We start from the raw sequence: 22,896 nt of genomic DNA, 5'->3' as shown, positions 1-22,896 counted from the left end.
GGGCTCACATCGCGGGTGTGGGCCTGGCCTCGAACCAGTGCACGAGCTCGCGCACCGCGGCGGTCGTCGCGTTGACGTCGTTGGTCTCGTCGGAGAGGTCGTCGAACGCCTTGCGGTAGCCCGGAACCTGGTCTACGTCGGAGCTGCTGAGCTGCTGGAAGCTCATGGTCCAGTCAGGAAACTGGCGTCGATCGACGGATTCCTTGAGCAGGACGCGCACGTTGCGATGTCCTGAGTCCCCAGCGATCTTCGTCATGAGCTCTTCGACCTGGAGCTGCGGCCCTTCGAGCACCTGCAGAAACCGGTCGTGGCGAGAGAGCAGCATGCCGGTGACGCCGGCGCGGGCATTGTTGTGGCGGCTCACCGTGAGCAGGGCGGCAAGATCGGCATCGGTGAAGGCTGTGGTGGCGGTGCTGGAGTAGACAACGGACAGCACCGGATGACGCGTAGGACTCATTAGACCGATGTTACCGAGCAGAAAACCACCCCTAGCGGGAGTTGACTTCCGCCGCCGACATCCGGTCGATTCACGAACCCCGGCTGGATCACATACCCCGGTCTCCCACTGCCCCTGTCGGCACGATTTCGTGAATACGGGCCAGATCTTCGGTCGTCAAGGTCACCTCCGCAGCGGCGACATTCTCTTCCACGCGTTCTGAGCTGCGCGAGCCGGGGATGGGGACGAGATCATGTCTGACGGCGAGAAGCCAGGCGAGAGCCAGTCCGGCCACTGTCGTGTTCTTGCTCGTCGCGAACTCGGTGAGCCTCGAGACCATCGACAGGTTGGTGTCGAAGTTCTCGGGCGCCCACCAACCAACGCCCTGGCGAAAATCGGTGGCGTCGTAGTGGTCTCGAGGTTTCACGCCGCCGGTAAGGAATCCCCTGGCCAAGGGCGAGTAGGCGACGAGTCCGATTCCCAGGTCGTCGAGAGTGGGGAGGAGGGCCTCGGCATCTCGAGAGAAGATCGAGTACTCGCTCTGCATCACGGAGACCGGGTGCACCGCGTGGGCGCGACGGATGCTCGCGCTGTCGGTGTTCGACAGACCGAGGTAGGACACCTTGCCCGCTGCGATCAGTTCGGCCACAACGCCGACCACGTCCTCGATCGGAACCCCGGGATCTGGAGCGTGCTGGTACAGCACGTCGATGTGGTCGGTATCGAGGTTCCGGAGGCTCGTGTCGACGACCTCTCGGATGTGGGCAGGTGATGAATCCCGGCCGAACGAGTGCGTGAAGCCGAACTTCGTCGCGATGGTCACCTCGTCACGAATCGGCGCCAAGGCCGTTCCGAGCAGCTTCTCTCCTGTGCCCCAGCCATACATCTCGGCGGTGTCGAAGTGAGTGACACCGAGCTCGTGGGCGCGACGGATGGCGGCGATCGACACGGCGTCGTCGCTGGGCCCGTACCCGATAGCCGTGCCCATCGCGCCGTAGGCGATCGCCGATGACGTGAATCCCTGATGCCCGAGAGACCTGATCTGCATGGGAGCTTCCTTTCGTATGAGTGCTGTCAGTCTAAGTTATATCTGTCAGTCTCTGACAATCGATCTGACTATCATGGTGTCATGACGTCCTCCGCCTCTACCGGAAACCCCCTTCGGTCGATCGCTCGGGCGTCGGTGCGAGCTCACATGTCGGAGGTTGCGATCGAGCTCTTCGCTCTTCGCGGCTTCGACAACGTGACGGTGGAGGAGATCGCAGCCGTGGTCGGCGTGTCGGCGCGAAGCTTCCATCGCTACTTTCCGACCAAAGAAGACGCGGTCATCGGAGATGTCGGGCCCTGGGGGGAGTTCGTACGCGACCAGTTCGCGGCCAGGTCGCCCAGCGAGCCGCTCTGGGAATCGCTGCATGCGGCTTTCGATGGATTGCTGGCTTCGTCGGGCGAGCAAGGTGAACGGGAGAAACGCGGATTGCGGGTGTTGGCGAGCACGGCGTCACTGCGTGCGCGGCATCGAGAGAAGCACGCGCTGTGGGAAAAGCTGCTCATCCCTCTCGTCGAGTCCCGACTGGCTGAACCCGACGTGGCACTCCGATCGCGTGTCATCGTGCAGGCGGCCGTCGCCTGTTTCGACACGGCGCTGGCCGTGTGGGCGACTCCGGGCGAGACGCGTTCGTCACGAGAACTCCTGGCCATCGCTTTCGACCAGTTCGACACGATGGGAGAGATCTGACGTGTCGTCCTCAGATCCACCCGTTGTCATGCGCTGTGGCTGCGGCGGCGACGCGTGAACTCGCGTGGAGTTTCGCCATGGCCGACGACAGATGATTGCGGGCCGTGCCGTGGGCTACCCCGAGAGCCCTGGCGATCTGCTTGGTGGCGAGGCCCTCGCCGGTGAGGCGCAGCACGTCGGTTTCGCGCGCGGTGAGGGGGCTCTCCGTCTCGGTGAGTGCCGCCGTGGCGAGCTGCGCGTCGATGTAGCGCTCGCCGGACTCGACCGATCGGATGATGGCGGCGAGAGTGGATGCCGGGGTCGACTTGGGCACGAACCCGCTGGCCTGCGCGGTCAAGGCGCGCTTGAGCGTGCCCGGTCTGGCGTGGCGGGTGACGATGATCGTTTTGCAGGCGGTGACCGAACGAATTTCTCTGGCCGCGTCGATCCCGTCGAGCTCCGGCATCTCGAGATCGAGCAGGACGACGTCCGGTCGGTGGGTGGTAGCCGCTGCCACCGCGGCCCTGCCATCGCTCACATCGGCGACAACCTCGATGTCGGGTTCGAGTGAAAGAAGGGCGACAAGCGCGCCCCGGATGAGTTCCTCGTCGTCCGCGATCAGGACGCGGATCATCGTCCGGCCTCGGTCCGCTGCACAGCGGGCGCCGGAATCCGCACGACAAGGGTGAAGGTGTCGTCGTCGCGGCGGGTCTGCACCGTGCCGTTCCACGCCGCCGCCCGCTCGCCGATCCCCGAGATGCCGGTTCCTCCCGACCGTCGGGCGCTCGAACCGTTGCTCGTGATCGTCAGTCGATACTCCTCGTCGTTCGACAGGATCAGCTCGAGCGAGGCCGCGGTCGCGGTGCTGTGGCGAAGGATATTCGTGGCCGCCTCGCGGATCGCGACGGCGAAGACCGCGCCCATGGGCGGCGGAAGATCGGGCGCATCGATTCGAGCCTCGCAGTCGATCCCCGCCGAGCGCAGCACCGCTGCCGCGTTTCGGGCTTCGACGGCCACGGTGACGGTGCGGTAGTCGTTCACGACCGCGCGAGTGTCCTCCAGCGCCGCCTGTGCGATGCCACGGATATCTGCCAGCTCCCGTGCTGCGAGCTCCGGTTCGCCAGCGAGCAGCCGCCGCTCGGCGAGTTCCCCCTTGAGCGCGATCACCTGTAGGTGATGGCCCTGGATGTCGTGCAGATCGGTTGCGAATCTGAGTCGCTCCGTCGCTACGGCGAGTTCGGATGCCGTCTGCCGCGCCTCCTCGAGGCGCAGAACGACGCGCAGAACCCAGACGGTAGTGCGGGGGAGCACGGTCATGAGCACTGCTCCGGCGACGGTCACGATGTCTCGGTTCTGAGTCCCGGATATCGACGCGACGACTCCGACAGCGGTGTGGTCGTGCCCTACCCACTGAGAGATCCCGCCCAGCGCGATCGTTCCGATCGTGGCCACGATCACCGCGCCGCTTTTCAACCCGGAGACGAGACAGCTGAGCATTCCGCCGCTGATCGCGACGAGGAAAGCCCACCCCCAGCCGGCGAACGGAGGTGCAAGAGCGATCGCCCACGTGAGTAACGACGTTGCGAGCAGCGCGATGACCAGCGGATTACGTGCGGACAGTATGCCGCTTGCCCGCACAAGCGTCGGCACCATGGCCAGCGCGAGAATCACGCACGCGGTCGTCGAGATGACGAGCACGAGCATCCGCACATTCGGGGCGCCGTAGAAGATGCCGAGGAAGAGCTGGATGTAGGCGCTCACGAGAATGAGGCTCGACAGTCCCGCCGCGGTCGTTCGTCGCATCCATCGCAGATCGACGACGGATCGAGGGGTATGCAATCGACCGGGCATCATGACGTCAGCGTAGTTTCTGCGACCGGTGCCACAGTGCCTGGAGCGCCATGACACATGTCACGCCTGGGCATGACAACACGGCACTTCTGGCGTGGACATGGCTCTGCTGAGATGTGCAGATGACACCTCGGCAACCTGCAGTCACCCCATTCGACGCCCGACAGGCCGCGGTCTCTCGTTCGGCCACGCGGGGTCGAGCGGCGTCGGCAACGGTCTGCGTGGCGCTCGCCGGCGCGCTTCTCGGCGCCGCCGCGCTGCCCGCATCCGCGCAGCCTGCCATCGCGTCGACAGCAGCCGCGGTCGCGGCACCGGATGTGCTCGATCTCGATATCTCGGGTGCCCTCGCCAAGCTCGAATCAGGCGAGACGACATCGGTGGCACTCGTCTCGGAGTACCTCGCTCGCATGGCCGCCTACGACACCGCCTACGGTGACCAACCTGGACTGAATGCCCTCATCACCGTCAACCAGGAGGCGCTCGCCGAGGCGGCCGAGCTCGACTCCGAGAGAGCTGCCGGTGTCATCCGGGGAGCCCTGCACGGTGTGCCGATCGTGGTGAAGGACAACTACGCGACGGCCGACATGCCGACGAGTGGCGGCAGCGCATCGCTGGCGACGTTCCAACCGGATGCCGATTCCACGGCGGTCGAACGGCTGCGGGCCGCCGGGGCGATCATCATCGCGAAGAGCAACATGTCGGAGTTCTCGTTCTCGGGCAAGAACTCGATCAGCTCGGTGCGCGGCGCCGCCAACAATCCCTACGACCAGGCGCTGACGACCGGCGGATCCAGCGGTGGAGTAGCTGCATCCGTCGCTGCGGCGTTCAGCACCGCGGGTGTCGGCACAGATACTTGCGGCTCGTTGCTCGGACCGAGCGTGCACCAGTCGCTCGTCGGCTTCCGGCCGACGATGGGGCTCACGAGCGTCAGCGGTGTCCTGCCTCTGTCGCCTCGGCAGGATGTCTCGGGTCCGGTAGGCAAGTCGGTCACCGACACCGCGATTCTGCTTCAGGTGCTCGCGGGCTACGACCCGGCGGACCCGCTGACGGTCATGGCCGACAAGCAGAACGGCGCCGACTACGTCGCCGGGCTGTCGGACCGGGCGCTCGAGGGCAAGAGGATCGCAGTCGCGAACTGGGACTGGTCGCTGTTCGGACCCGTGGCCGGTTCCGATGAGGTCATCGCACTCTACGAGCAGTCCGTCGTCGATCTCGAGGCACAGGGCGCGATCATCGTCGATGTGCCTTTCAGCCTGGCGTTCGCGGGCTCCCTTCCGAGCGGCGGCATGCTCGACGTGCGCGCGGGTATCGACGACTTCTTCGCGTCGACGCCGGCGACGTGGCCGGCTGGGCTCGCGGAGCTGACAGCCCCGGCCGATGCCTTGACCTGGTCCGACATCGCGGCCGACGCGAAATTCTCCTCCACTATCAGCCCGGCTGTGGCCGCCTACATTACCGCCCAGGCCGACATCCCGAACCCTGCCTACGATGCGGCGGGCGCAGCGTGGCAGTCAGGTCGCGCGGCCATCGACGCGTACTTCGCTGACAACGACATCGACGCGATCGCCCTGCCCACCTCGCCTAACCCGGCTACGCCCGACGAGGCGAGCAACCCCTTCTGCGGCCTCGGGGCTTTCACGGGCATCCCGACGATGACCATCCCGACCGGTTTCACCTCGGCCGGTCTCCCTGCAGGGCTCGAACTGGCCGCACCTCGGAGCGAGGACGCTGAGCTGCTGGCGATGGGCTACGACTACGAGCAGGCCACCCGTCACCGGGCTGCCCCGTCGACGACGCCGGAACTCGCGCATCCGACGCCGCAGCCTCAGCCGACCGAGACCCCCGCACCCGCGCCGGGTGATACCGGTTCGACGACACCGTCGACGGCCTCGACTTCGGGCGATCGCCTGGCCGCGACGGGTGTGACGGGCACGGGGGTCTGGCTGTCCGCGGGCATCGCTGTTCTGTTCGCGGGAGCGGGTTCACTCGCGCTGAGACGCTCCCGCCGGCAGGAGTCGTAGCGCATCCGGGGCCTGAGCGATCAGCCCTGCCCACTCACGCTGTTCGCCTTGATGGTCAGGATGACCCGCTGCTGGTCGCGGCCGCCGTACCAGGGGTAGGGCTGCCCGGTGTACTTCTGCCACAACGCCTCGATGCTCTCGAGTGTTCCCTCACAGGGTATCCGCCGCCCACGGCAGATCGGCGCCGGAACGGGAGACCGTGATCGCCGCAGCGGCCACGGCGCGGGTGCCGATGAGCTGCAGATCGTGGGCGCTCAAGGTGGCGCTCGGAGCCCATCGAACCGACGCCAGGAGGGAAGCCATGACGGTGTCACCCGCCCCGATGGTGTCGACTGTGTGAACGTGCGGCGCGGCCACCGCGGTTCGATGAAGCGGCGTGGCAAGGCGCAGGCCGCGGGCGCCGCGGGTGAGCACGACAAGGCCCGCGCCGCACTCCAGAAGCCCATCGATCACCGCCTCGTGGCTGCGGCCGGGGTACAGCCAGGCGGCGTCCTCATCGCTGAGCTTGATCACTGTCGAGGCACGCGCGACGGCCTCGAAGCGGTGCACCGCCTGGCTGTGCTCGCCCGAGAGCGCCGGTCGCACATTGGGATCGACCGAGATCTCAAGGGCGCCGCTGCGCTCGATGTAACCGATGATCTGCTCGGGGTCCGTGAGAAATGTGGCGAACGACCCGATGTGCAGGATGTCCGCCGCCGGCGACGTATCGCCGTGGAACGCCCACGACACATCGAACTCGTAGTGGGCGGCTCCATCGGCATCGATCGTGGCGACTGCTGTGGAGGTGCGCGCCGCGGCAACCGACTCCGGCCGTACGCGTACCCCCGAAGCCCCGAGGTGGCTGATGATGGCATGGCCGCGCGGATCATCGGCGACATGCGTCGACAGGTCGACCGGCACCCCGAGCCGTCCGAGGCCGAGCGCAACATTGGCAGCGCTTCCTCCGGGGTGCTCTGTCACTGCACCGCCGTGCCGCACCACATCGACGAGGGCTTCGCCGACCACGAGCACCGACGGTGGAACGGCCGACCCGCCCTCGGCTGCGCGGCCCAGGGGCTCCGCAGCCGAGTGACGCGCGGTCATCTCAGCAGACCGTGCACGACCGGCGATCCTCCGCCGACGATCGACAGGCCGTCGCCGACAGGCAGCCAGGTGAACCCGAGCGCGCCCTGCGAGCCGGAGATCTCGACAGCCTGCGCATCCAGTACGAGTCTCGCCGACCCGCCGTCGAACGGGAGCACGTAGCGCTCGCCATTCGATCGCGCAATCAGCGAGGAGTCCTCACGGCGCAGCTCGATTCGGCCTCCGTCGGCACCGGCCACGACGAGCATGTCGTTCTGCTCCGGTGTCCACACCACGTCGGCCGCGAGGCCGTCGACCGAACCGGTCGCCGATTCGGCGCCTCGGTAGCGTTCGAGATCCGGATGCGGGCGGGCCGCCAGTCGGTCGCCGTCGAGACCGAGGACATGCGGCACGCTCAGCGCGCTCGCCCAGCCGGTCTCGAGGTCCTCGACCCCGCGCATCCAGAACATGAGACAGGGCCGACCGTCGGCGTCGCGGAAGAACGACGGCGCGTAGTAGCTCGGTCCGTAGGTGAGGCGCCCCCAGGTCTCCGCGACGAAGCGACCATCGCGGTAGTCGCCGATCGCGTAGCCGGCGTAATAGAGCACGTCGTCGTCCCAGACCGACGAGACCATGACCCACCGGCCGTCGACCTCGAAGATCTGGGGGCACTCCCACAGTGCTCCCATCCACACGGGCTCGCGCTCGGTCGTGGAGCGCTCGAGCGCGATGCCCTCGTAGCCCCACGTCTCGAGATCGGATGAGGTGTACGACAGCGCGCGAGCCGCACCGTCAGGGCTGCCGGCTCCGACGAACATGCGCCATCCCTCCGGCTCGCGCACGACGAAGGGGTCTCGGTACGCGATCGTTTCGAGTTCGGCTGGTGCGCCGGCCACGAAGTCGCCCTTGCGCCACTGCAGCCAGCTGTCGTCGGTAGGCTCCGCCACACGGATGCGGCCGATGCCGATGTCTGGTTGCGAGGTCGAGGTGTAGAAGACACGGGTGCGGCCCGTGTCGTCGGTCACCAGCGAACCGGTCCAGATGCCGTCATCGCCCTCGCCTGGAGCGATCGCCACCGGCAGCTCCTGGAGGGAGAAGAGGTCATCTCCGCGAGCGTGTCCCCAATGGCAGTTCGGCGCCCAGACGGTGCTGTCGGGAACGTACTGGAAGAAGGCGTCGTAACCTCCGTCGCGCGGTGTGATGCCGTGCGGATCGTTGATCCAGCCGCGCTCGGCGGTGAAATGAAAACGAGGGCGCATCACTCGGCTGCTCCGTTGTAGCGCACACGAACGTCATGGGCGATGGCCTTGTTGGAGGCCTCCCACTGGTCGATCTGAGCCTTTCGTTCTGCACGCATCGCCTCGCGCTGGGTCACGAAGCGCTCCATGCGCTCGGCGGCGGCCGCGCGGGCTGCCTTCTGCTCGTCGTTCAGTTCGGGCAGGGGCGACTCGATCACGCGATCCACGGGCCGCAGCGGCAGGCGCTCCTCGACGGCCGGAATGGTGAGCTCGGGCGAGGGCAGCGTCTGGTACCAGTACGCGGTGGAGGACCAGTCGTCGGACAGGTGGTTTCCGTGTCCGTGCTCGAACGTCACCTTGATGCGCTTCTCGAAACGGATGGGATCAGCCATGTGGAAGCGGTAGCTGTGATGGAAGCCCGGCACGTTCTCTTCGTGCACCATGGTGCCATTGAACAGATAGGCGTTGTGCTGCATGCCCCAGGCGTGGCCGAAGTAGTCCTCCATGCCGGTGCCGTGCAGGCTCGGCGGCCAGGTGTCGTCGTCGATGAAGATCATGTCGTCACCTTCGCCCCACCACGACCCCTGGAAGTGGCGTACTGCGACGTTGCAGCCTACGTAATGGCCACGGCCCTCGGTCTCCAGTGCGACGTAGTTGTCGTCTCCGGTGAGGTTGGCCACGGTGGTCTCGATGCTGTTCGTCTGCAGATCGGGGCCCCAGCCCTGCGGCAGGGCGCGCCGCCAGTGCGAGTGGAAGTAGACCGTGTCTTCGGGCAGCGGCTCCTTCTGCAGCTCGTAGTCGATGTAGAAGTACTGCAGGTAAGGGATGTCGTTCTGATTCTCGACCGTGATTCGCGCGCGTGAGGAGAACGGCATTCGGAAGTAGCTGTTGAAGGCCGCCGATCCGCCGAAAGTGTGCAGTTCGGGCTCTTTGGCCGAGACGGAGAGCGGGAGCGACTCGTAGCTGCCGGAAAGCGAGTTCATCAGTCCGAAGAAGTCGCCGAGCGGGGCGATGACGGAGGGGGTCTCCTGGTCGTCCCAGTACATCCGCAAGACGATCTTGCGGTAGTAATCGGGATCCACGACCTCCCAGCTCACGCCGAGAGCATTGTGGATCTCGAGCATCGGCACGCCGACCAGGTTCGGATCGATCTGGCCGGGGCCTGGCTGGATGCGGCAGGACTGCGTCATCCAGATGTGGGTGATGAATCCCGGCCCCTCGATATCGGCGAGCGTGCGCTCTTCGCCGGGCATCACGATCCAGTTGTCGCGGTTGCGACCGGTCTGATCGAAGCTCGACGAACGGGCCGTGCGCAGGGAACGCGCCTGGGTGAGATCGCCGAGCAGACCGCCAGGTGTGCGAGATGTGGTCATCATTGTCCTTCCTCGGCTGCGCCCGCATGGAGCGCAGCACTGCGAATGCGCATCGAAACGTTTGCGCGTGAGGACATGCTAGATCGCTCAAGCCTGTCGGCGCAAACGTCCGTCTGAATTCCTGCTTGCCCGCATTTATGCGGCGCTTGCGGGCGTCCGGTAGATTTGCGCAAAACAGGCGGTCCGAGATGTGCGAAAGGTCAGAACGATGGCGAATATGAACGACGTCGCGCGGCGAGCGGAAGTGTCGCTTTCGACGGTCTCTCATGTGGTGAACGGCACGCGCAATGTCGAGCCGAAGACGCGGCAGCGTGTTCTCGACGCGATCCAGGCGACCGGCTACCGCCAAGACGTGCTGGCCCGCGCTATGCGCCGATCCCGCACCGACAGCATCGGGCTGGTGGTGTCGGATGCCGGTGAGCCCGCCTTCGCCGAGATGGTGCACGGCGTCGAGCATGCGGCCGTGCAGCATGGCCTCACCCTGGTGCTCGCGAACTCGGCCGAGGATGCCGAGCGTGAGGAGCGGGCTGTGCACACGCTGCTCGACCGGAGGGTCGACGGGTTGATTCTCGCCCGCTCCGCGGCCACCGCCCCCGGCTTGCTCGGCACGCTGACGGGCAGCAAGGCGCCTGTCATCCTGCTCGACCGCGTGTTTCCCGAACTGCCCTTCGATCAGGTGGGCGTAGACAGCCGCGATGCCATGCAGCGCCTGGTGATGCACCTCGTGAACGCTGGTCACAAGCGCCTCGCGCTCGTTGCCGGCGACCAGAGGGTGCCCACGCTGCGCGAGCGCCTCGACGGCTTCTGGGACGGCGTAAGGCGGGCCCGTCTGGATCCTGCAGAGCAGACGGTGCTCGAGAAAACCGACCCTGACACGCGTGCACAGCTCGAGAAGATGCTCGAGGAAGACATCTTCTCGGCGCTCATCGCCTCCAGTACGCCTCTGGCCACCCTCGCTCTCGAAGCCGTGCAGGGCGGCAGGCGGGTGGTCGGGGGCGACCTCGCCTTCGCCACCTTCGACGGTTTCAACCATCCCGATCTCTTCGAGCCGAGGATCACGACCGTGCGTCAACCCGCGTTCGACATGGGGGTCACGGCTGTGCGGCTGCTCGTGGATCGTCTGGAGTCTCGCGACGCGAATCCCCGCACGGTGAGACTGCAGCAGCAGATCGAGCTGCGTGACTCGACCGAGCGAATCCAACTCGCCTAAGTCGGGACTTGACAGCCTCGCGGTCAGCGTTCTAGTTTCAGAGAAACGTTCGCCGCAAACGTTTCGATGCGAAGCACATTCCGTCGTGAACCCGAACATCAAAGGAGATGACCGTGCACCTACCTTTCAGACGCACACACAGCTTGCGCAGACTCGCCATCGGCGCTCTGGCAGCAACCGTCACTGCCGTAGCCCTGGCGGGCTGCGGCAGTACCGGCGGCGGCTCCGCCGATGGCGTCACCAAGATCACGCTGTCTATGCAGAACGCCGACGTGAAGACCGCCGATCCGGCCACCTGGGCCATCGTGCAGGCCTTCCAGAAGGCCAACCCCGACATCGAGGTCGAAGTATCGGGTGAAGCCGTCGCCGATCATCTGCAGAAGCTGTCGATCGCCGCGCAGAGCGACACCCTGCCCGATGTGTTCTGGATCTACAAGGCCAACGCCGAGGAGATGTTCAGCGCTGGCAAGATCATGGATCTCACCTCGACGCTCGACGATCTGGGCCTGACCGAGAAGTTCCCCGCCAGCACGGTCTCGAACTTCTCGCAGGAGGACAAGGTCTTCGGCGTGCCCTACCAGGGACTGCTGACCGGGCTGTGGGTGAACGAGAAGATCCTCAGCGACAACGGCCTCGAGAAGCCGACCACCTTCGACGAATTGCTGACGGTTGCCAAGACTCTCAATGCCAAGGGAATCCCGACCATCTCCAACGGCGCGAACCAGTCAGCGTTCTCCGTGTGGAGCTTTCTGACCGACCTCGACCGTTTCGGCTACAGCGACAAGATCGAGGGCATCCTCGACGGCAGCGAGAGCTTCAACAACCCCGACTTCCTGACCCTGTACGAGCACATCGCCGAACTGCGCGACGCAGGAGCATTCGCCTCCAACGTCTCGACGCAGACCTACCAGCAGGCCGTGGACCAATTCACGAGCGGCAAGGCTGCGATGCTCGATTCGGGTGTCTGGGCCTCGAGCGCCATTCAAGAGTCCTCGATCGCATCCGATGTGTCGTTCTGGCAGGGGCCGCAGTTCGCCGACGGGGTCGGAGAGCAGAACATCATCATGAACGTCGCCTCGGCTCCCCTCGCCGTCAGCGCCAAGGTGTCGGGAGACCAGACAAAGCTTGCCGCCGTGACGAAGTTCATCGACTTCTACTACAGTGACGCCGCCCAGCAGATCCTGGTGGATAACGGGCAGCCGCCGGTTACCACCTACACGCCGACGATCGACGCGACCACCCAGAGCGCACTCAAATCGGCGCTGGATGCGGCGGCGGCGCCCGGCGTGACCAGCCCCGAGTCCCAGCCCGATCTGCTCGTCTCGACCCCGGTGGCGAACGCGATGTACGACAGCATCTACGGTGTCATCCAGAACCAGCTGACGCCCGAAGAAGCTCTCGATCTTGTTCAGAAGGCGATCGACGCCGAATAGCAGCAGGCGAGGGTTGGCTCAGAGTTCTCGGAGCCGACCCTCGCTCCAGCTGTCCAACCGCTCCCATAGAAAGCGTCCCGCCCGTGACCTGGATTAGTTCCCGCTGGAAGATCGCGCTGATGATCGCGCCCGCCGCGATCCTCTTCTCACTGTTCGTGATCTACCCGGTGCTCTACTCGCTCGGCTACAGCTTCACGAAGTTCCAGGGCTTCAGTGCCCCGGAGTTCATCGGCTTCGACAACTACGTGGCCCTGGGCTCGGATCCATTCTTCTGGATCGCTCTGCAGAACACGGTCATCATCCTGGTCGTGAGCATCGTTCTCCTCGTGCCCTCATCGTTCGCTCTGGCTCTGCTGTTGCGCACCGCGATCCGCGGGGCAGGCGCATTGCGGGCCCTGGTATTCGGGCCGGCCATCATCGCGCCGATCCTTGTAGGGCTGATCTGGGTCTTCATCCTCGACCCGAAGATCGGCCTGCTCAACCGCCTGCTCGCCATCTTCGGCGCTTCGCCCGTGCAGTGGATCGGCGGCGACACCCTCACGCCGTACATGATCTCGATCGTCTTCATCTGGAGCAGCATCGGCTTCGCGATGACCATCTTCTACGCGGGCCTGCAGCTGCTGCCGCAGGATGTGATGGAAGCGAGTTCGCTCGATGGAGCCTCGTCCTGGCAGCAGCTGCGCCTCATCACGATCCCGATGATGAAGGAGACCTTCGGCATCGTGACGATTCTGATGATCACGAACGTCTTCAAGATCTTCGAGCTCGTCTACATGCTCACCGGTGGCGGACCCGTGCACCGCTCGGAGACCCTGGTGAGCTACATGTACTTCGTGACGTTCACCAATCAGCAATACGGCTACGGCATGGCGATCGCCGTGATCGTCACCCTCCTCGGCGCCGCCGCGTCGATCGGCTATCTCGCGCTCGCGCGTGGCAAGAAGGAGCAAGAGGCATGAGCTCAATCCTGAAAGACCGTCACCTGGTTCCTCCATCGGAATACGCCGCCGAACCACCCGCGCCGCGCACCCGGTCCAAGGTGAAGCGCGTCGGATTCTGGGTGGGCGCGCTCGCCTACCTCGTGACATTCCTTATCGTGCTGCCCCTGTTCTGGATCGTGCTGCTGTCGTTCCAGCCGAGCGGCAACATCCTGAGCAACCCGTTCGACCTCAGCCAGCTGACGCTCGACAACTACATCAATGCGATCAGCCAGTTGCCACTGCTCACGATGTACGGCAATACGATTCTCATCGCACTGATCTCTGTCACGGTGGGCACGGCGGTGTCGTTCACGGCGGCGTTCGCGCTCACGCGCATGATCTTCCGTCGCAAGAAGCTGCAATCCGCATTGCGTTACTACTTGCTCGCCGGCCTCGCCGTGCCCGTGTACATCCTGTTGTTCCCGGTCTACCGGCTCGACCTGGCGCTCGGCGTCTTCGGCACCTACGCGGCGCTGATCCTGCCGTACATCGCCGTGTCGATCCCCTTCAACACCTTGCTTCTCACCGGCTTTCTTCGGGAGTTCCCTGGCGAGATCGAGGAGGCGGCGATCATCGACGGCGCCGGTCTGTTCCGGCTCTGCTGGAGCGTCGTGCTGCCGCTTATGCGGCCCGTCATCGCAACTGTGCTGATCTTCAACGTGGTGTACATCTTCAACGAGTTTCCCTTCGCGTCGATTCTGATCAACAACCCCGACCTCGTGACCGTATCGCTTGCGGTGTCTCGGTTCCAGGGGCAGTACTCAGTCGACTACGGCGGCATGATGGCGGCGGCAACTCTCGTGCTCGTGCCGCAGTTGGTCATCTATGCGATCTTCCAGCGTCACGTGATCGCGGGAATGACCGTGGGTGCGGTCAAGGGCTGACGCGCACAGGTTCGCGCGACAAGAACTCGCTCTTCACGCCCCCACCCCGCGCGCCAGCCGCAGCGCCAGCGCCGTGCGGTCGGGCTCGCCGAGCTTGCGCAGCAGCGCCGACACCGTGTTCTTCACCGTGCCGTGCGCCAGATGCAGGCGCGAGGCGATCTCGGCGTTCGGCAGGCCCCGGGCGACGAGGTCGGCGACGGCCTGTTCGGCGTCCGTGAGAACCGGATGCCGGCTGGCCGGCAAGGCGGGCGACAGCGCGGCGCGCGCGACGCGGGGATCGAGAACGAGGCCGCCGTCGAGAACCTGACGGATCGCATCCGTCAGCGCATCCGTCGAGATGTCTTTGAGCAGGAAGCCGGCGGCGCCCGCGTCGAGCAGCTGGCGCACGAGGCGGGCGTCGTCGAAGGTCGTGAGCACCAGAACGGGCAGTCCGGGATGCGACGCCGCGCACTGCTGCACCAGTCCGAGCCCGTCGAGCACCGGCATGCGGGCGTCGGCCAGCACGACGTCGGGCGCGAGCTCGGGGATCAGCGCAAGCGCGCGCATCCCGTTCTCGGCCTCGCCGACCACCTCGATGGCGGGGTCGGTTTCGAGGATCATGCGCAGTCCTCGTCGCAGCAGCTCCTGGTCGTCGACGATCAGAACGCGGGCGGTCGTCATCGGGCGCCCTGCGTCGCGACGCTCGTCGGCAGGGCGGCCTCGGGTGCGTCGTTCACCTCCGGTGCGGCCGCGGGCAGCGCGAGCGACAGTCGGAAACCGTTCGGTGTCGGTGCCGCGTCGAGCGTTCCGCCGAATGCGTCGGCGCGAGAGCGCAGGGAACGGAGGCCGAAGCCCTCGATGACGGCGACGGGGACGGCGACGCCGGACGAGGCCGCACCGCGATCCTCGAGCACGGCACGCACGGTTCCCGCGGCGTCGACGGCAATCCGCAGCTGCGCGGAGCTCGCGTTCGAGTGCCGCACAACATTGGTCAGCCCCTCCTGCACGAAACGCAGCAGCAGCAGGGAGCGCTCGTGCGTCAGCGCGGAGTCGTCGCCCTCGATCCACACGCCGATGTCGATGCCCGTGCCTTTGAATGCCTCGGCCACCGCGCGGAACGACTCCGCGTTGTCCAGCGTGCCCAGCTCGACGGGGTGCATCGCGCGCACGAGCCGACGCATCGCATCCAGAGACTCGCCGACCTGCTCGCGGGCGTGCCGCAGTTCGTCGTGCGCCGCGTGCGGGTCATTGACGCGGGCGGCATAGTCGAGGGAGAGGCCGATCGCGGTGAGGCGGTGCCCGAGGCCGTCGTGCAGTTCGCGCGCGGTGCGTTCGCGCTCCTCGGCGAGCACCAGATCGCGGTCGGCGACGAGACGTGCGCGCAGCTCGGCGTTGGCCGCATCCAGTTTCTGGAGCGTCTCGCCCAACTCGTCGTTCACCCGCAGACTGTCGCGCAGGATCGCCGAGATCGCGGCCGCGATGCCGGCGAAGAACATCGCGCCGATCGCCTCGGTCACGAGCCGTTCGTCGGAGCTGCCGGCGGAGACGTGCAGCACGGCGACGAGCACAACAAGGACTCCCGCGTAGGCCCATACAACGACCCCCGACGCGAACGTGACTCCGAGCACAAGGCAGGCCGCCCAGATGATGCCGTAGTACAGGGCGCCGTCTCCGAGCATCATGGTTGCGGTGGCAACGAACGTGAAGGCGATCGCGGCCACGCGAGACCGCTGCGCTGAACGCCGCCACAGCGCCCAGATCGCGATCGCGGCGGCGAGCAGCAGCACGACCGTCACCGACGTCCAGAGCGGTCGGCGGTCGATCGAGTACAGCACCATCAGCACCGGACCGGCCAACCCGATGACCGCGGCCAGGTCGAGCAGCAGTGCGCGGCGGGTCGGGATGCTCGGCATATCCCTCAGCGTAGGCAGTCGGGCGGGCCCGCCGCACGTGACCCGGGTCACGAGACGTCGTGACCGCAGGGGCGGGCCGGAAGCCGGGCGGCTCCGTAGCGTGCTGGATATGACCACCGCACCCGTCGCATCCACCCCGCCTGATTCACCCGCTGCGCCCGCCGCGCCCGTTTTGTCTCCTCGTCTCGGCTTGGGCCCGCTCGGAGTGGCCGTGCGCGTCGTGGTGGCCATCGGCATCCTGATGATCGCCAACCTCGTCGCGGGTCTGCTGCCCCTCGCGCTCACCGTCATCCCCGGCGCCGTCGAGACCTTCGGCGGGTCGTCGCCGTGGGGCTTCGCGTTCGCCTTCGTGCTTCAGCTTCTCGTGCTGTGCATCGTCGTGCTTGCCGTGCGGTTCTGGATGCGGAGGGTCGAGCGAGCCCCGCTTCGCGCCGCCGGCTGGCGCTGGGGCAGGCGGTCGGTCGTGTGGCTGCTGCTCGGAGTGGTGGTCTCGGCGGGCAGCGCGTTCGCGGTCGTGGCGCTGCTGCCGTCGACCGGACCCGTGCTCGACGACTCGGCGTTCGTGGGCGAGGAGTCGGTGACGCCGCTGATGGTCGCGCTGCTGATCGTCTACTACCTGGGCCTCGCATTCGTTCAGCAGGGCATTCCCGAGGAGCTGCTCTTCCGCGGCATGCTGCTGTGGAGTCTGCGGGAGCGCCCCGCGCTCGCGGTCGCCGTGACGACGCTCTCGTTCACGGCGATCCACCTGGTGTCGAGCGGCGGGCAGCAGTCGGCGTGGGAGCACGTGCTCTACCTGGCGCTGCCGCTCGGCTTCGGGCTGCTCGCGGTGGGACTGCTGCTGTGGACGGGGTCGCTGTGGGCTGCCGTCGGGGTGCACGGGGGTTTCCACGTGGGGAACTATCTTGCGGTGGGGTTCCTGCCGCAGGTGGATTCGGTCACGTCGTGGCTTGCGATCGGCGGGGTGCAGGCGGTCGTGGGGCTGGCGCTGGTCGTCACGGCGCTGCGGCGCGGTCGGCGAATCTTGGATGGTGAGAGCTGAGCGGTCGCGCGCAGAATCCTGCGGAGCCCTCCTGAACGCAACTGCTGACGGGGATGCGGCGGTTCGGAGCTTCCACCCACGCGCTCGCCAACGCTGGCACGGGCCTGACCGCTGCTTGACGCCCGCGGAATGAGAGCGGCGTGCGCTCAGTCCTCTCGGGTTCCTCGCGGCCCGGTGTGCAGGTAGCGGCGGAGAGCCGCGTAGCGGTATTCCTGATAGAGGCCGTGAAGAACGGCCAGAAGCGCGGCCGTTCCCAGGCCGATGAGGATCGACGGAGTGGGCAGCTGCGTGGACTGCACAACGATGATCGCGACGCCCGCGCCCGCCACCATCGAGTTCACCACCGCGATGGCGGTGGCCGTGGTGAAGAACACGCCCACCCATGATCGCCGACGGCCGATGGGCAGCATCTCGTTGGGCGCGTGAGGTCCGACAGGGCGGGGGAAGTACTTCGCGGCCCCCGGCAGGAGCGTTGCGTAGACGGCCCTGATGCGCTGGATGGCGTCGAGAGCCGCTACATCTTCGAGGGAGGTCTCGACGAGTCGTTCGTAGGTGAAGATGCCGAGAAGAAAGACGACCGGGATGATCACCATCAGGAACCCCAGCGCGTAGTCGGTCTGGGCGAGAAAGCCGAAGGCGACGAGGCTGCTCGAGAGGGTCGTGAGGTACAGGGCGGCCCGGCTGCTCGCCTCGCTGACAGTGATGCTGCGAGCAGACTCGAGCACGAAGTGCTCGTTCATCAAGGCGCTGTAGAAGGCCCCGGCGCGATCCGTCAGCGCCTCGATCGCCTCGTCTGCGGTCGGCAGATCCCCCGACCTGGCCGGCGGCACCTCCGTGCGGGCCTCCTCGTCAGTCATGATCGGCGACCTCTTGCCGCACGGAGAACAGATTGCCGAACGGGTCGAGCAGCTGACACAGCCGCTCTCCGGTGAAGACGGTTTTCGGCCCGCGGTGGGCCACGGCGCCATGCGCGGTCCACTCCTCGACGAACGCATCCACATCGACGACGGTCCAATACGGGCTGGTTCCCGACGGCCCAGGGGAGTTGAACTCGTCTTTCCCATGGAGGGTCAGCCTCGTGCCGTCGAGATCGAATGCCACGAGCGCCCCGCCGCGCACCACGGGCTGCCGCTGCAGCCGCTCCGAATACCATTCGACGGCAGCGTCGAGGTCGTCGACGAAATAGAAGACGTTCCCGACGCCGGCGAACTCGACGCCGGTCATGCCGAGAACACGCCCTGGAGAAAAGCGAGGGACGGGCCGATCGCCGCGGCCGTATACCCCTCGGCATGATGGGTGCCCGGGATCAGCTGCAGCGTGGTGGCGATGCCCGCATCCGACAGCGCCGCCTGCATCGCGCGGGCATCGTCGACCGGCACGAACTCGGCGAGTGAGTTCGCGAGAAAGACCGGGCCGCCCTGAGCCGATACGTGGCGTGTGGTCGACGCGGCTGCGAGCAGACTGCGGTCGCCTCCCACCTCGTTCAGGATGGTCCAGCGCAGGAACGCGTCGTTCCGGCCGGTCTGGTTGATGTCGGCACTCTTCATCGCGTTCAGGTCTTGCGAGGTCGGTGTCGCCGGCAGGTCGTCCGTCGCCTCCACGATGCCCAGAAGATCGAACATCCCCGACCAGCTGACGGCGGGGCGGCCCGTGGCGATGCTCGCCTCCACGACGAGATTGCCGCCCGCCGACCCGCCGAAGAACGCCAGCTTGCTGCGATCGAACGACCAGTCCGATGCGAGAGCCCACTGCGCTGCGGCCTGCACGTCGTCTCTGCTGGCTGGGAACGTGGCATCCGGCGCCTCGCGATAGTTCGGCGCGAAGACGATGTAGCCGGCGTCGACGAGCATCGTCGCCAGCGACAGTTCTTTGCTCTTGTCGCCACGAAACCAGCCGCCGCCGTGGATCAGCACGATGGCTGCGCGCGCACGATCGGCGTCGTCGGAGATGCTCCTGTCGTACACGTCGAGCAGAAGAGGGGTCGAGCCCACGACTCCATACTCGACGTCTCGGATCACTGATGGCTCGTCGGACACGGGAGGCCTTCCTGTCGGCTGGCAGCGCTTGCGGCGCTGAGACGAGCCTAGAATCCGACCTCGCTGTGAACCATGGCCCTGCTGGGGTCAGTCAGGGCTTGAATGGCTGAAAACTGGGCCGTTTTTGCGGTTATGTTCTCTTGTCAGGACATTCTATGTATCATAGAAAAAAGCGTTGCCCGTCCTCATCCTCGTTGGTGCTGTTTCGGCACAGATCCTGCAGAAAGTTGTACAGAGCCGTATGACCCCCTCATCCACGACCTACGACGTGCTGACGATCGGCCGCGCCGGCGTCGACATCTACCCGCTGCAAGACGGAGTCGGCCTCGAAGACGTCGAAACGTTTAAAAAGTACCTCGGTGGCAGCGCGGCGAACGTTGCCGTCGCGGCTGCTCGGCACGGACGTTCGGCAGCTCTTATCTCGCGAACAGGTGACGATCCCTTCGGGCGCTACGTAAAGCGCGAGCTGGGCAGGCTCGGAGTCTCCGACGAGTTCATCGGCATGGATATCGGGCTGGCGACCCCCGTCACGTTCTGCGAGATCTTCCCGCCAGACGACTTTCCGCTGTACTTCTACCGCAAACCCAAGGCGCCCGACCTGGCGATCACCATCCAGTCGCTCGACCTCGACGCCATCCGCCGTGCGAAGGTCTACTGGTCGACCGTCACAGGCCTCAGCGAGGAGCCAAGCCGCTCTGCGCATTTCGCTGCTTGGCAGGCGCGCGAGCGAAAGCCGCTCACCGTGCTCGATCTCGACTACCGTCCCATGTTCTGGAACTCGCCGGAGCAGGCGCATCGTGAGGTGGCGAAGGCGCTCGAGTGGGTGACCGTCGCCGTCGGCAACCGAGACGAGTGCGAGGTCGCCGTTGGTGAGACCGATCCGCACCGCGCCGCAGATGCTCTGCTGGAACGAGGGGTCGAACTCGCGATCGTGAAGCAGGGCCCGCGCGGGGTCCTCGCCAAAACCCGGTCCGAGACGGTCGAGGTTGAGCCGTTCCCGGTCGAGGTCGTGAACGGCCTCGGTGCGGGCGACAGCTTCGGGGGCGCGCTCACCCATGGACTGCTCGAAGGCTGGGATCTCGAGCGCATCCTTCGATTCGCCAATGTCGCGGGTGCCATCGTCGCGTCACGGCGCGAGTGCTCGACGGCCATGCCCACGTCAGACGAGGTCGAGTCATTTCTGAAAGAGCGCACCGATGTCACCATCTGAGGCACTCCGGGCCGGCGATCTGAACGGAGCCTTCGACCGGCTCCGGCTGCTGCGCGCCGAAGACCCCGCCGCCGTCGCGCAGGCACTCGCGACGCGCCGGCGACGTCCTCTCCTGGGCGGCAACAGCCGTCTGTTCATCGTCGCAGCCGATCATCCGGCCCGGGGTGCGCTCGGGGTCCGGAACGATGCCATGGCTATGGCCGACCGATACGATCTGCTCGGCCGTCTCGCCACGGCGCTGTCGCGTCCCGGGGTCGACGGCGTGCTCGGGACACCCGACATCATCGACGATCTCGCACTCCTCGGTCTGCTCGACGACAGGGTCGTCGTGGGGTCGATGAATCGCGGCGGGCTGAAGGGGGCCTCTTTCGAAATGGATGACCGCTTCACCGGCTACGACATCGACAGCATCGTGCGCGACGGACTCGACTTCGCCAAGACGCTTCTGCGCATCAACCTCTCTGATGCGGGATCCGTCGCGACCATCGAAGCGAACGCCCGCGCCGTCACGGCTGCCGCGGCCGCTCACGTGCCGATCATGCTCGAGCCCTTTCTCAGCAAGTGGGTCGACGGCTCGATCGTCAACGACCTCAGTCCGGATGCCGTCATCACCTCGATCGCGATTGCTGCAGGCCTCGGGTCATCCTCGGCCTACACCTGGATGAAACTGCCCGTCGTCGACGACATGGAGCGTGTGATGGCATCGACCACAATGCCCACGCTCCTCCTCGGGGGCGACCCGCAGGGCAGCCCGGAGGCCACCTACGCGACGTGGCAGAGGGCGCTCGCCCTGCCCGGTGTGCGCGGACTCGTCGTCGGTCGCACCCTCATCTACCCGGCCGACGGAGATGTCGCATCGGCCGTCGACACCGCCGCGGCCCTCGTGCACGGCACCTCCGCCTGAGAACCCGATTCGCCAGGCGAACCCGATTCGCCCAGCCCGACCCCCGGCATCCACACCTGACCAGAGAAGAAGGAACCATGTCCGAAACCATTGGAATCGAAGCCCCCTCCGCCGTCACGACGGTCCCGCACTGGATCGATGGCAGGGAGGCGCCCGCCGCCTCGGGACGGACTGCGCCCGTCTACGACCCGGCTCTCGGGGTCGTCACGAAAGAGGTCGGCCTCGCGAACCAGGACGAGATCGCCGCGGCCGTCGCCTCTGCCAAAGCGGCCTTCCCGGCGTGGCGTGATCTCTCCCTGACCAAGCGGCAGGCGATCCTCTTCAGGTTCCGTGAGCTGCTCGAAGCGAAGAAGGGCGACCTCGCCGAGATCATCACCTCCGAACACGGCAAGGTCCTCTCCGACGCTCTCGGCGAGATCACCCGCGGTCAGGAGGTCGTCGAATTCGCTACCGGCCTCGCGCACCACCTGAAGGGCGAGTACTCCGAACAGGTCTCCACCGGCGTCGATGTCTATTCCACCAAGCAGCCCCTCGGCGTCGTCGGCATCATCTCTCCGTTCAACTTCCCTGCGATGGTGCCGATGTGGTTCTTCCCGATCGCGATCGCGGCAGGCAACACCGTCATTCTCAAGCCGAGCGAGAAAGACCCGTCCGCTGCGATCTGGATGGCCGCGCTGTGGAAAGAGGCCGGCCTGCCCGACGGCGTTTTCACGGTTCTGAACGGCGACAAGGAGGCTGTGGACGGTCTCCTGACCCACCCCGATGTCCGGTCCATCTCCTTCGTCGGATCCACTCCGATCGCCCAGTATGTCTACGAGACGGGCACCAAGCACGGCAAGCGTGTGCAGGCGCTGGGCGGCGCGAAGAACCACATGCTGGTTCTTCCCGACGCAGACCTCGACCTCGTGGCCGACTCCGCGATCAACGCCGGATTCGGGTCGGCCGGCGAGCGCTGCATGGCCATCTCCGTGGTCGTCGCCGTCGAGCCGGTCGCCGACGAGCTCATCACCAAGATCCAGGAACGGGCCGCGAAGCTGCGCATCGGTGATGGTCGCCGGGGTTGCGACATGGGACCGCTCGTCACGGAGCAGCATCGCGACAAGGTCGCCTCGTACATCGCCATCGCAGAAGAAGACGGCGCCGACGTGGTGATCGACGGGCGCGGCATCGACGTCGACGGAGCGGCCGACGGATTCTGGCTCGGCCCGACGCTCCTCGACAACGTGCCGACGACATCCCGTGCCTACACCGAAGAGATCTTCGGGCCTGTCCTCTCCATCGTGCGCGTCGCGTCCTACGAGGAGGGCGTGAGCCTGATCAACAGCGGCGCATTCGGAAACGGCACGGCCATCTTCACCAACGACGGAGGTGCTGCCCGGCGCTTCCAGAACGAGGTCGAGGTCGGCATGATCGGAATCAACGTGCCGATCCCGGTGCCGGTCGCGACGTTCTCCTTCGGAGGGTGGAAGTCCTCCCTCTTCGGCGACACCAAGGCCCACGGCGCCGAGGGTGTGCGATTCTTCACTCAGCAGAAGGCGATCACGAGCCGTTGGCTCGACCCCTCGCACGGCGGCATCAACCTGGGCTTCCCCCAGAACTGACAAGGCACGCCC

The 22,896-nt window shown here is 66.2% G+C and carries 22 protein-coding genes; 10 read left to right on the top strand and 12 right to left on the bottom strand.

What is annotated here, in order from left to right; translation table 11 throughout:
* Positions 1–4: 4 nt before the first annotated feature.
* Entirely contained in the window at positions 5–457 is a 453-nt protein-coding gene (locus QCD70_RS11320; RefSeq protein WP_301216226.1) for a BLUF domain-containing protein, read from the bottom strand.
* An 88-nt stretch (positions 458–545) separates the two neighbouring features.
* The gene (locus QCD70_RS11315; RefSeq protein ID WP_301216224.1) at positions 546–1,484 is read right to left on the bottom strand and encodes an aldo/keto reductase; all 939 of its coding nucleotides are present in this window, start codon (positions 1,482–1,484) and stop codon (positions 546–548) included.
* Positions 1,485–1,565: 81 nt separating this feature from the next.
* On the opposite strand from QCD70_RS11315, the gene QCD70_RS11310 reads away from it, so the two are divergent.
* Positions 1,566–2,171 (top strand): TetR family transcriptional regulator, encoded by a 606-nt coding sequence (locus tag QCD70_RS11310; RefSeq protein ID WP_301216223.1) that lies wholly within the window; start codon positions 1,566–1,568, stop codon positions 2,169–2,171.
* Between the two features lie 10 nt (positions 2,172–2,181).
* On the opposite strand, the gene QCD70_RS11305 is transcribed toward QCD70_RS11310, so the two are convergent.
* Both QCD70_RS11305 and QCD70_RS11300 read right to left on the bottom strand, forming a co-directional pair.
* Positions 2,182–2,784: a response regulator transcription factor gene (locus QCD70_RS11305; protein ID WP_301216222.1), complete on the bottom strand. Its 603-nt coding sequence runs from the start codon at positions 2,782–2,784 to the stop codon at positions 2,182–2,184.
* Positions 2,781–4,004: a sensor histidine kinase gene (locus tag QCD70_RS11300; RefSeq protein ID WP_301216220.1), complete on the bottom strand. Its 1,224-nt coding sequence runs from the start codon at positions 4,002–4,004 to the stop codon at positions 2,781–2,783. The genes QCD70_RS11305 and QCD70_RS11300 overlap by 4 nt, the downstream gene beginning before the upstream one ends.
* 218 nt (positions 4,005–4,222) lie before the next feature.
* Between QCD70_RS11300 and QCD70_RS11295 the strand changes: the two genes are divergently transcribed.
* Positions 4,223–6,022: an amidase gene (locus QCD70_RS11295; RefSeq protein ID WP_301216218.1), complete on the top strand. Its 1,800-nt coding sequence runs from the start codon at positions 4,223–4,225 to the stop codon at positions 6,020–6,022.
* A 150-nt stretch (positions 6,023–6,172) separates the two neighbouring features.
* Here QCD70_RS11295 and QCD70_RS11290 read toward each other — a convergent pair whose 3' ends face one another.
* The 3 genes from QCD70_RS11290 to QCD70_RS11280 are packed head-to-tail and all read right to left on the bottom strand — an operon-like array spanning position 6,173 to position 9,698.
* Positions 6,173–7,105: a carbohydrate kinase family protein gene (locus QCD70_RS11290; RefSeq protein WP_301216216.1), complete on the bottom strand. Its 933-nt coding sequence runs from the start codon at positions 7,103–7,105 to the stop codon at positions 6,173–6,175.
* Entirely contained in the window at positions 7,102–8,343 is a 1,242-nt protein-coding gene (locus QCD70_RS11285) for a glycoside hydrolase family 32 protein (protein ID WP_301216282.1), read from the bottom strand. Before QCD70_RS11285 ends, QCD70_RS11290 begins: the two co-directional genes overlap by 4 nt.
* The gene (locus QCD70_RS11280; RefSeq protein WP_301216214.1) at positions 8,343–9,698 is read right to left on the bottom strand and encodes a glycoside hydrolase family 172 protein; all 1,356 of its coding nucleotides are present in this window, start codon (positions 9,696–9,698) and stop codon (positions 8,343–8,345) included. The genes QCD70_RS11285 and QCD70_RS11280 overlap by 1 nt, the downstream gene beginning before the upstream one ends.
* A 205-nt stretch (positions 9,699–9,903) precedes the next feature.
* On the opposite strand from QCD70_RS11280, the gene QCD70_RS11275 reads away from it, so the two are divergent.
* The 4 genes from QCD70_RS11275 to QCD70_RS11260 all read left to right on the top strand — a co-directional run bounded on the left by QCD70_RS11275 (position 9,904) and on the right by QCD70_RS11260 (position 14,202).
* Complete coding sequence (locus tag QCD70_RS11275; protein ID WP_301216212.1) at positions 9,904–10,905, top strand: LacI family DNA-binding transcriptional regulator; 1,002 nt, start codon at positions 9,904–9,906, stop codon at positions 10,903–10,905.
* A gap of 143 nt (positions 10,906–11,048) precedes the next feature.
* On the top strand, positions 11,049–12,338 hold the full coding sequence (locus QCD70_RS11270; protein WP_301216210.1) for an ABC transporter substrate-binding protein: 1,290 nt from the start codon (positions 11,049–11,051) through the stop codon (positions 12,336–12,338).
* Between the two features lie 83 nt (positions 12,339–12,421).
* Positions 12,422–13,297: a carbohydrate ABC transporter permease gene (locus QCD70_RS11265; protein ID WP_301216208.1), complete on the top strand. Its 876-nt coding sequence runs from the start codon at positions 12,422–12,424 to the stop codon at positions 13,295–13,297.
* Complete coding sequence (locus QCD70_RS11260; RefSeq protein ID WP_301216206.1) at positions 13,294–14,202, top strand: carbohydrate ABC transporter permease; 909 nt, start codon at positions 13,294–13,296, stop codon at positions 14,200–14,202. The genes QCD70_RS11265 and QCD70_RS11260 overlap by 4 nt, the downstream gene beginning before the upstream one ends.
* Before the next feature lie 33 nt (positions 14,203–14,235).
* Here QCD70_RS11260 and QCD70_RS11255 read toward each other — a convergent pair whose 3' ends face one another.
* Both QCD70_RS11255 and QCD70_RS11250 read right to left on the bottom strand, forming a co-directional pair.
* Complete coding sequence (locus QCD70_RS11255) at positions 14,236–14,862, bottom strand: response regulator transcription factor (protein WP_301216204.1); 627 nt, start codon at positions 14,860–14,862, stop codon at positions 14,236–14,238.
* Positions 14,859–16,094 (bottom strand): sensor histidine kinase, encoded by a 1,236-nt coding sequence (locus QCD70_RS11250; RefSeq protein ID WP_301216202.1) that lies wholly within the window; start codon positions 16,092–16,094, stop codon positions 14,859–14,861. Before QCD70_RS11250 ends, QCD70_RS11255 begins: the two co-directional genes overlap by 4 nt.
* Before the next feature lie 109 nt (positions 16,095–16,203).
* Between QCD70_RS11250 and QCD70_RS11245 the strand changes: the two genes are divergently transcribed.
* Positions 16,204–17,133, top strand: coding sequence for a CPBP family intramembrane glutamic endopeptidase (locus QCD70_RS11245; RefSeq protein ID WP_301216200.1), 930 nt, complete (start codon positions 16,204–16,206; stop codon positions 17,131–17,133).
* A gap of 146 nt (positions 17,134–17,279) precedes the next feature.
* Here QCD70_RS11245 and QCD70_RS11240 read toward each other — a convergent pair whose 3' ends face one another.
* The 3 genes from QCD70_RS11240 to QCD70_RS11230 are packed head-to-tail and all read right to left on the bottom strand — an operon-like array spanning position 17,280 to position 19,169.
* Positions 17,280–17,990: a hypothetical protein gene (locus QCD70_RS11240; protein WP_301216199.1), complete on the bottom strand. Its 711-nt coding sequence runs from the start codon at positions 17,988–17,990 to the stop codon at positions 17,280–17,282.
* Positions 17,983–18,357: a VOC family protein gene (locus QCD70_RS11235; protein WP_301216197.1), complete on the bottom strand. Its 375-nt coding sequence runs from the start codon at positions 18,355–18,357 to the stop codon at positions 17,983–17,985. Before QCD70_RS11235 ends, QCD70_RS11240 begins: the two co-directional genes overlap by 8 nt.
* Entirely contained in the window at positions 18,354–19,169 is an 816-nt protein-coding gene (locus QCD70_RS11230; RefSeq protein ID WP_301216195.1) for an alpha/beta hydrolase, read from the bottom strand. Before QCD70_RS11230 ends, QCD70_RS11235 begins: the two co-directional genes overlap by 4 nt.
* A 241-nt stretch (positions 19,170–19,410) precedes the next feature.
* Between QCD70_RS11230 and iolC the strand changes: the two genes are divergently transcribed.
* The 3 genes from iolC to QCD70_RS11215 all read left to right on the top strand — a co-directional run bounded on the left by iolC (position 19,411) and on the right by QCD70_RS11215 (position 22,884).
* Positions 19,411–20,379, top strand: a complete 969-nt coding sequence (gene iolC, locus QCD70_RS11225; protein WP_301216193.1) for a 5-dehydro-2-deoxygluconokinase — start codon at positions 19,411–19,413, stop codon at positions 20,377–20,379.
* Entirely contained in the window at positions 20,366–21,283 is a 918-nt protein-coding gene (locus QCD70_RS11220; protein ID WP_301216191.1) for a Cgl0159 family (beta/alpha)8-fold protein, read from the top strand. The genes iolC and QCD70_RS11220 overlap by 14 nt, the downstream gene beginning before the upstream one ends.
* A gap of 77 nt (positions 21,284–21,360) precedes the next feature.
* Positions 21,361–22,884: a CoA-acylating methylmalonate-semialdehyde dehydrogenase gene (locus tag QCD70_RS11215; RefSeq protein WP_301216189.1), complete on the top strand. Its 1,524-nt coding sequence runs from the start codon at positions 21,361–21,363 to the stop codon at positions 22,882–22,884.
* Positions 22,885–22,896 lie beyond the last annotated feature (12 nt).

This window comes from Agreia sp. PsM10 (assembly GCF_030433855.1).
Taxonomy (GTDB): domain Bacteria; phylum Actinomycetota; class Actinomycetes; order Actinomycetales; family Microbacteriaceae; genus Agreia.
Note: the sequence above shows the minus strand (reverse complement) of the source record. Positions and strands in the feature narration are given on the sequence as shown.

Coding starts and splice junctions, on each gene's coding strand:
- QCD70_RS11320 (WP_301216226.1), bottom strand. CDS start 457: ATGAGTCCTACGCGTCATCCGGTGCTGTCCGTTGTCTACTCCAGCACC.
- QCD70_RS11315 (WP_301216224.1), bottom strand. CDS start 1,484: ATGCAGATCAGGTCTCTCGGGCATCAGGGATTCACGTCATCGGCGATC.
- QCD70_RS11310 (WP_301216223.1), top strand. CDS start 1,566: ATGACGTCCTCCGCCTCTACCGGAAACCCCCTTCGGTCGATCGCTCGG.
- QCD70_RS11305 (WP_301216222.1), bottom strand. CDS start 2,784: ATGATCCGCGTCCTGATCGCGGACGACGAGGAACTCATCCGGGGCGCG.
- QCD70_RS11300 (WP_301216220.1), bottom strand. CDS start 4,004: ATGATGCCCGGTCGATTGCATACCCCTCGATCCGTCGTCGATCTGCGA.
- QCD70_RS11290 (WP_301216216.1), bottom strand. CDS start 7,105: ATGACCGCGCGTCACTCGGCTGCGGAGCCCCTGGGCCGCGCAGCCGAG.
- QCD70_RS11285 (WP_301216282.1), bottom strand. CDS start 8,343: ATGCGCCCTCGTTTTCATTTCACCGCCGAGCGCGGCTGGATCAACGAT.
- QCD70_RS11280 (WP_301216214.1), bottom strand. CDS start 9,698: ATGATGACCACATCTCGCACACCTGGCGGTCTGCTCGGCGATCTCACC.
- QCD70_RS11275 (WP_301216212.1), top strand. CDS start 9,904: ATGGCGAATATGAACGACGTCGCGCGGCGAGCGGAAGTGTCGCTTTCG.
- QCD70_RS11260 (WP_301216206.1), top strand. CDS start 13,294: ATGAGCTCAATCCTGAAAGACCGTCACCTGGTTCCTCCATCGGAATAC.
- QCD70_RS11255 (WP_301216204.1), bottom strand. CDS start 14,862: ATGACGACCGCCCGCGTTCTGATCGTCGACGACCAGGAGCTGCTGCGA.
- QCD70_RS11250 (WP_301216202.1), bottom strand. CDS start 16,094: ATGCCGAGCATCCCGACCCGCCGCGCACTGCTGCTCGACCTGGCCGCG.
- QCD70_RS11245 (WP_301216200.1), top strand. CDS start 16,204: ATGACCACCGCACCCGTCGCATCCACCCCGCCTGATTCACCCGCTGCG.
- QCD70_RS11240 (WP_301216199.1), bottom strand. CDS start 17,990: ATGACTGACGAGGAGGCCCGCACGGAGGTGCCGCCGGCCAGGTCGGGG.
- QCD70_RS11235 (WP_301216197.1), bottom strand. CDS start 18,357: ATGACCGGCGTCGAGTTCGCCGGCGTCGGGAACGTCTTCTATTTCGTC.
- iolC (WP_301216193.1), top strand. CDS start 19,411: ATGACCCCCTCATCCACGACCTACGACGTGCTGACGATCGGCCGCGCC.
- QCD70_RS11220 (WP_301216191.1), top strand. CDS start 20,366: ATGTCACCATCTGAGGCACTCCGGGCCGGCGATCTGAACGGAGCCTTC.
- QCD70_RS11215 (WP_301216189.1), top strand. CDS start 21,361: ATGTCCGAAACCATTGGAATCGAAGCCCCCTCCGCCGTCACGACGGTC.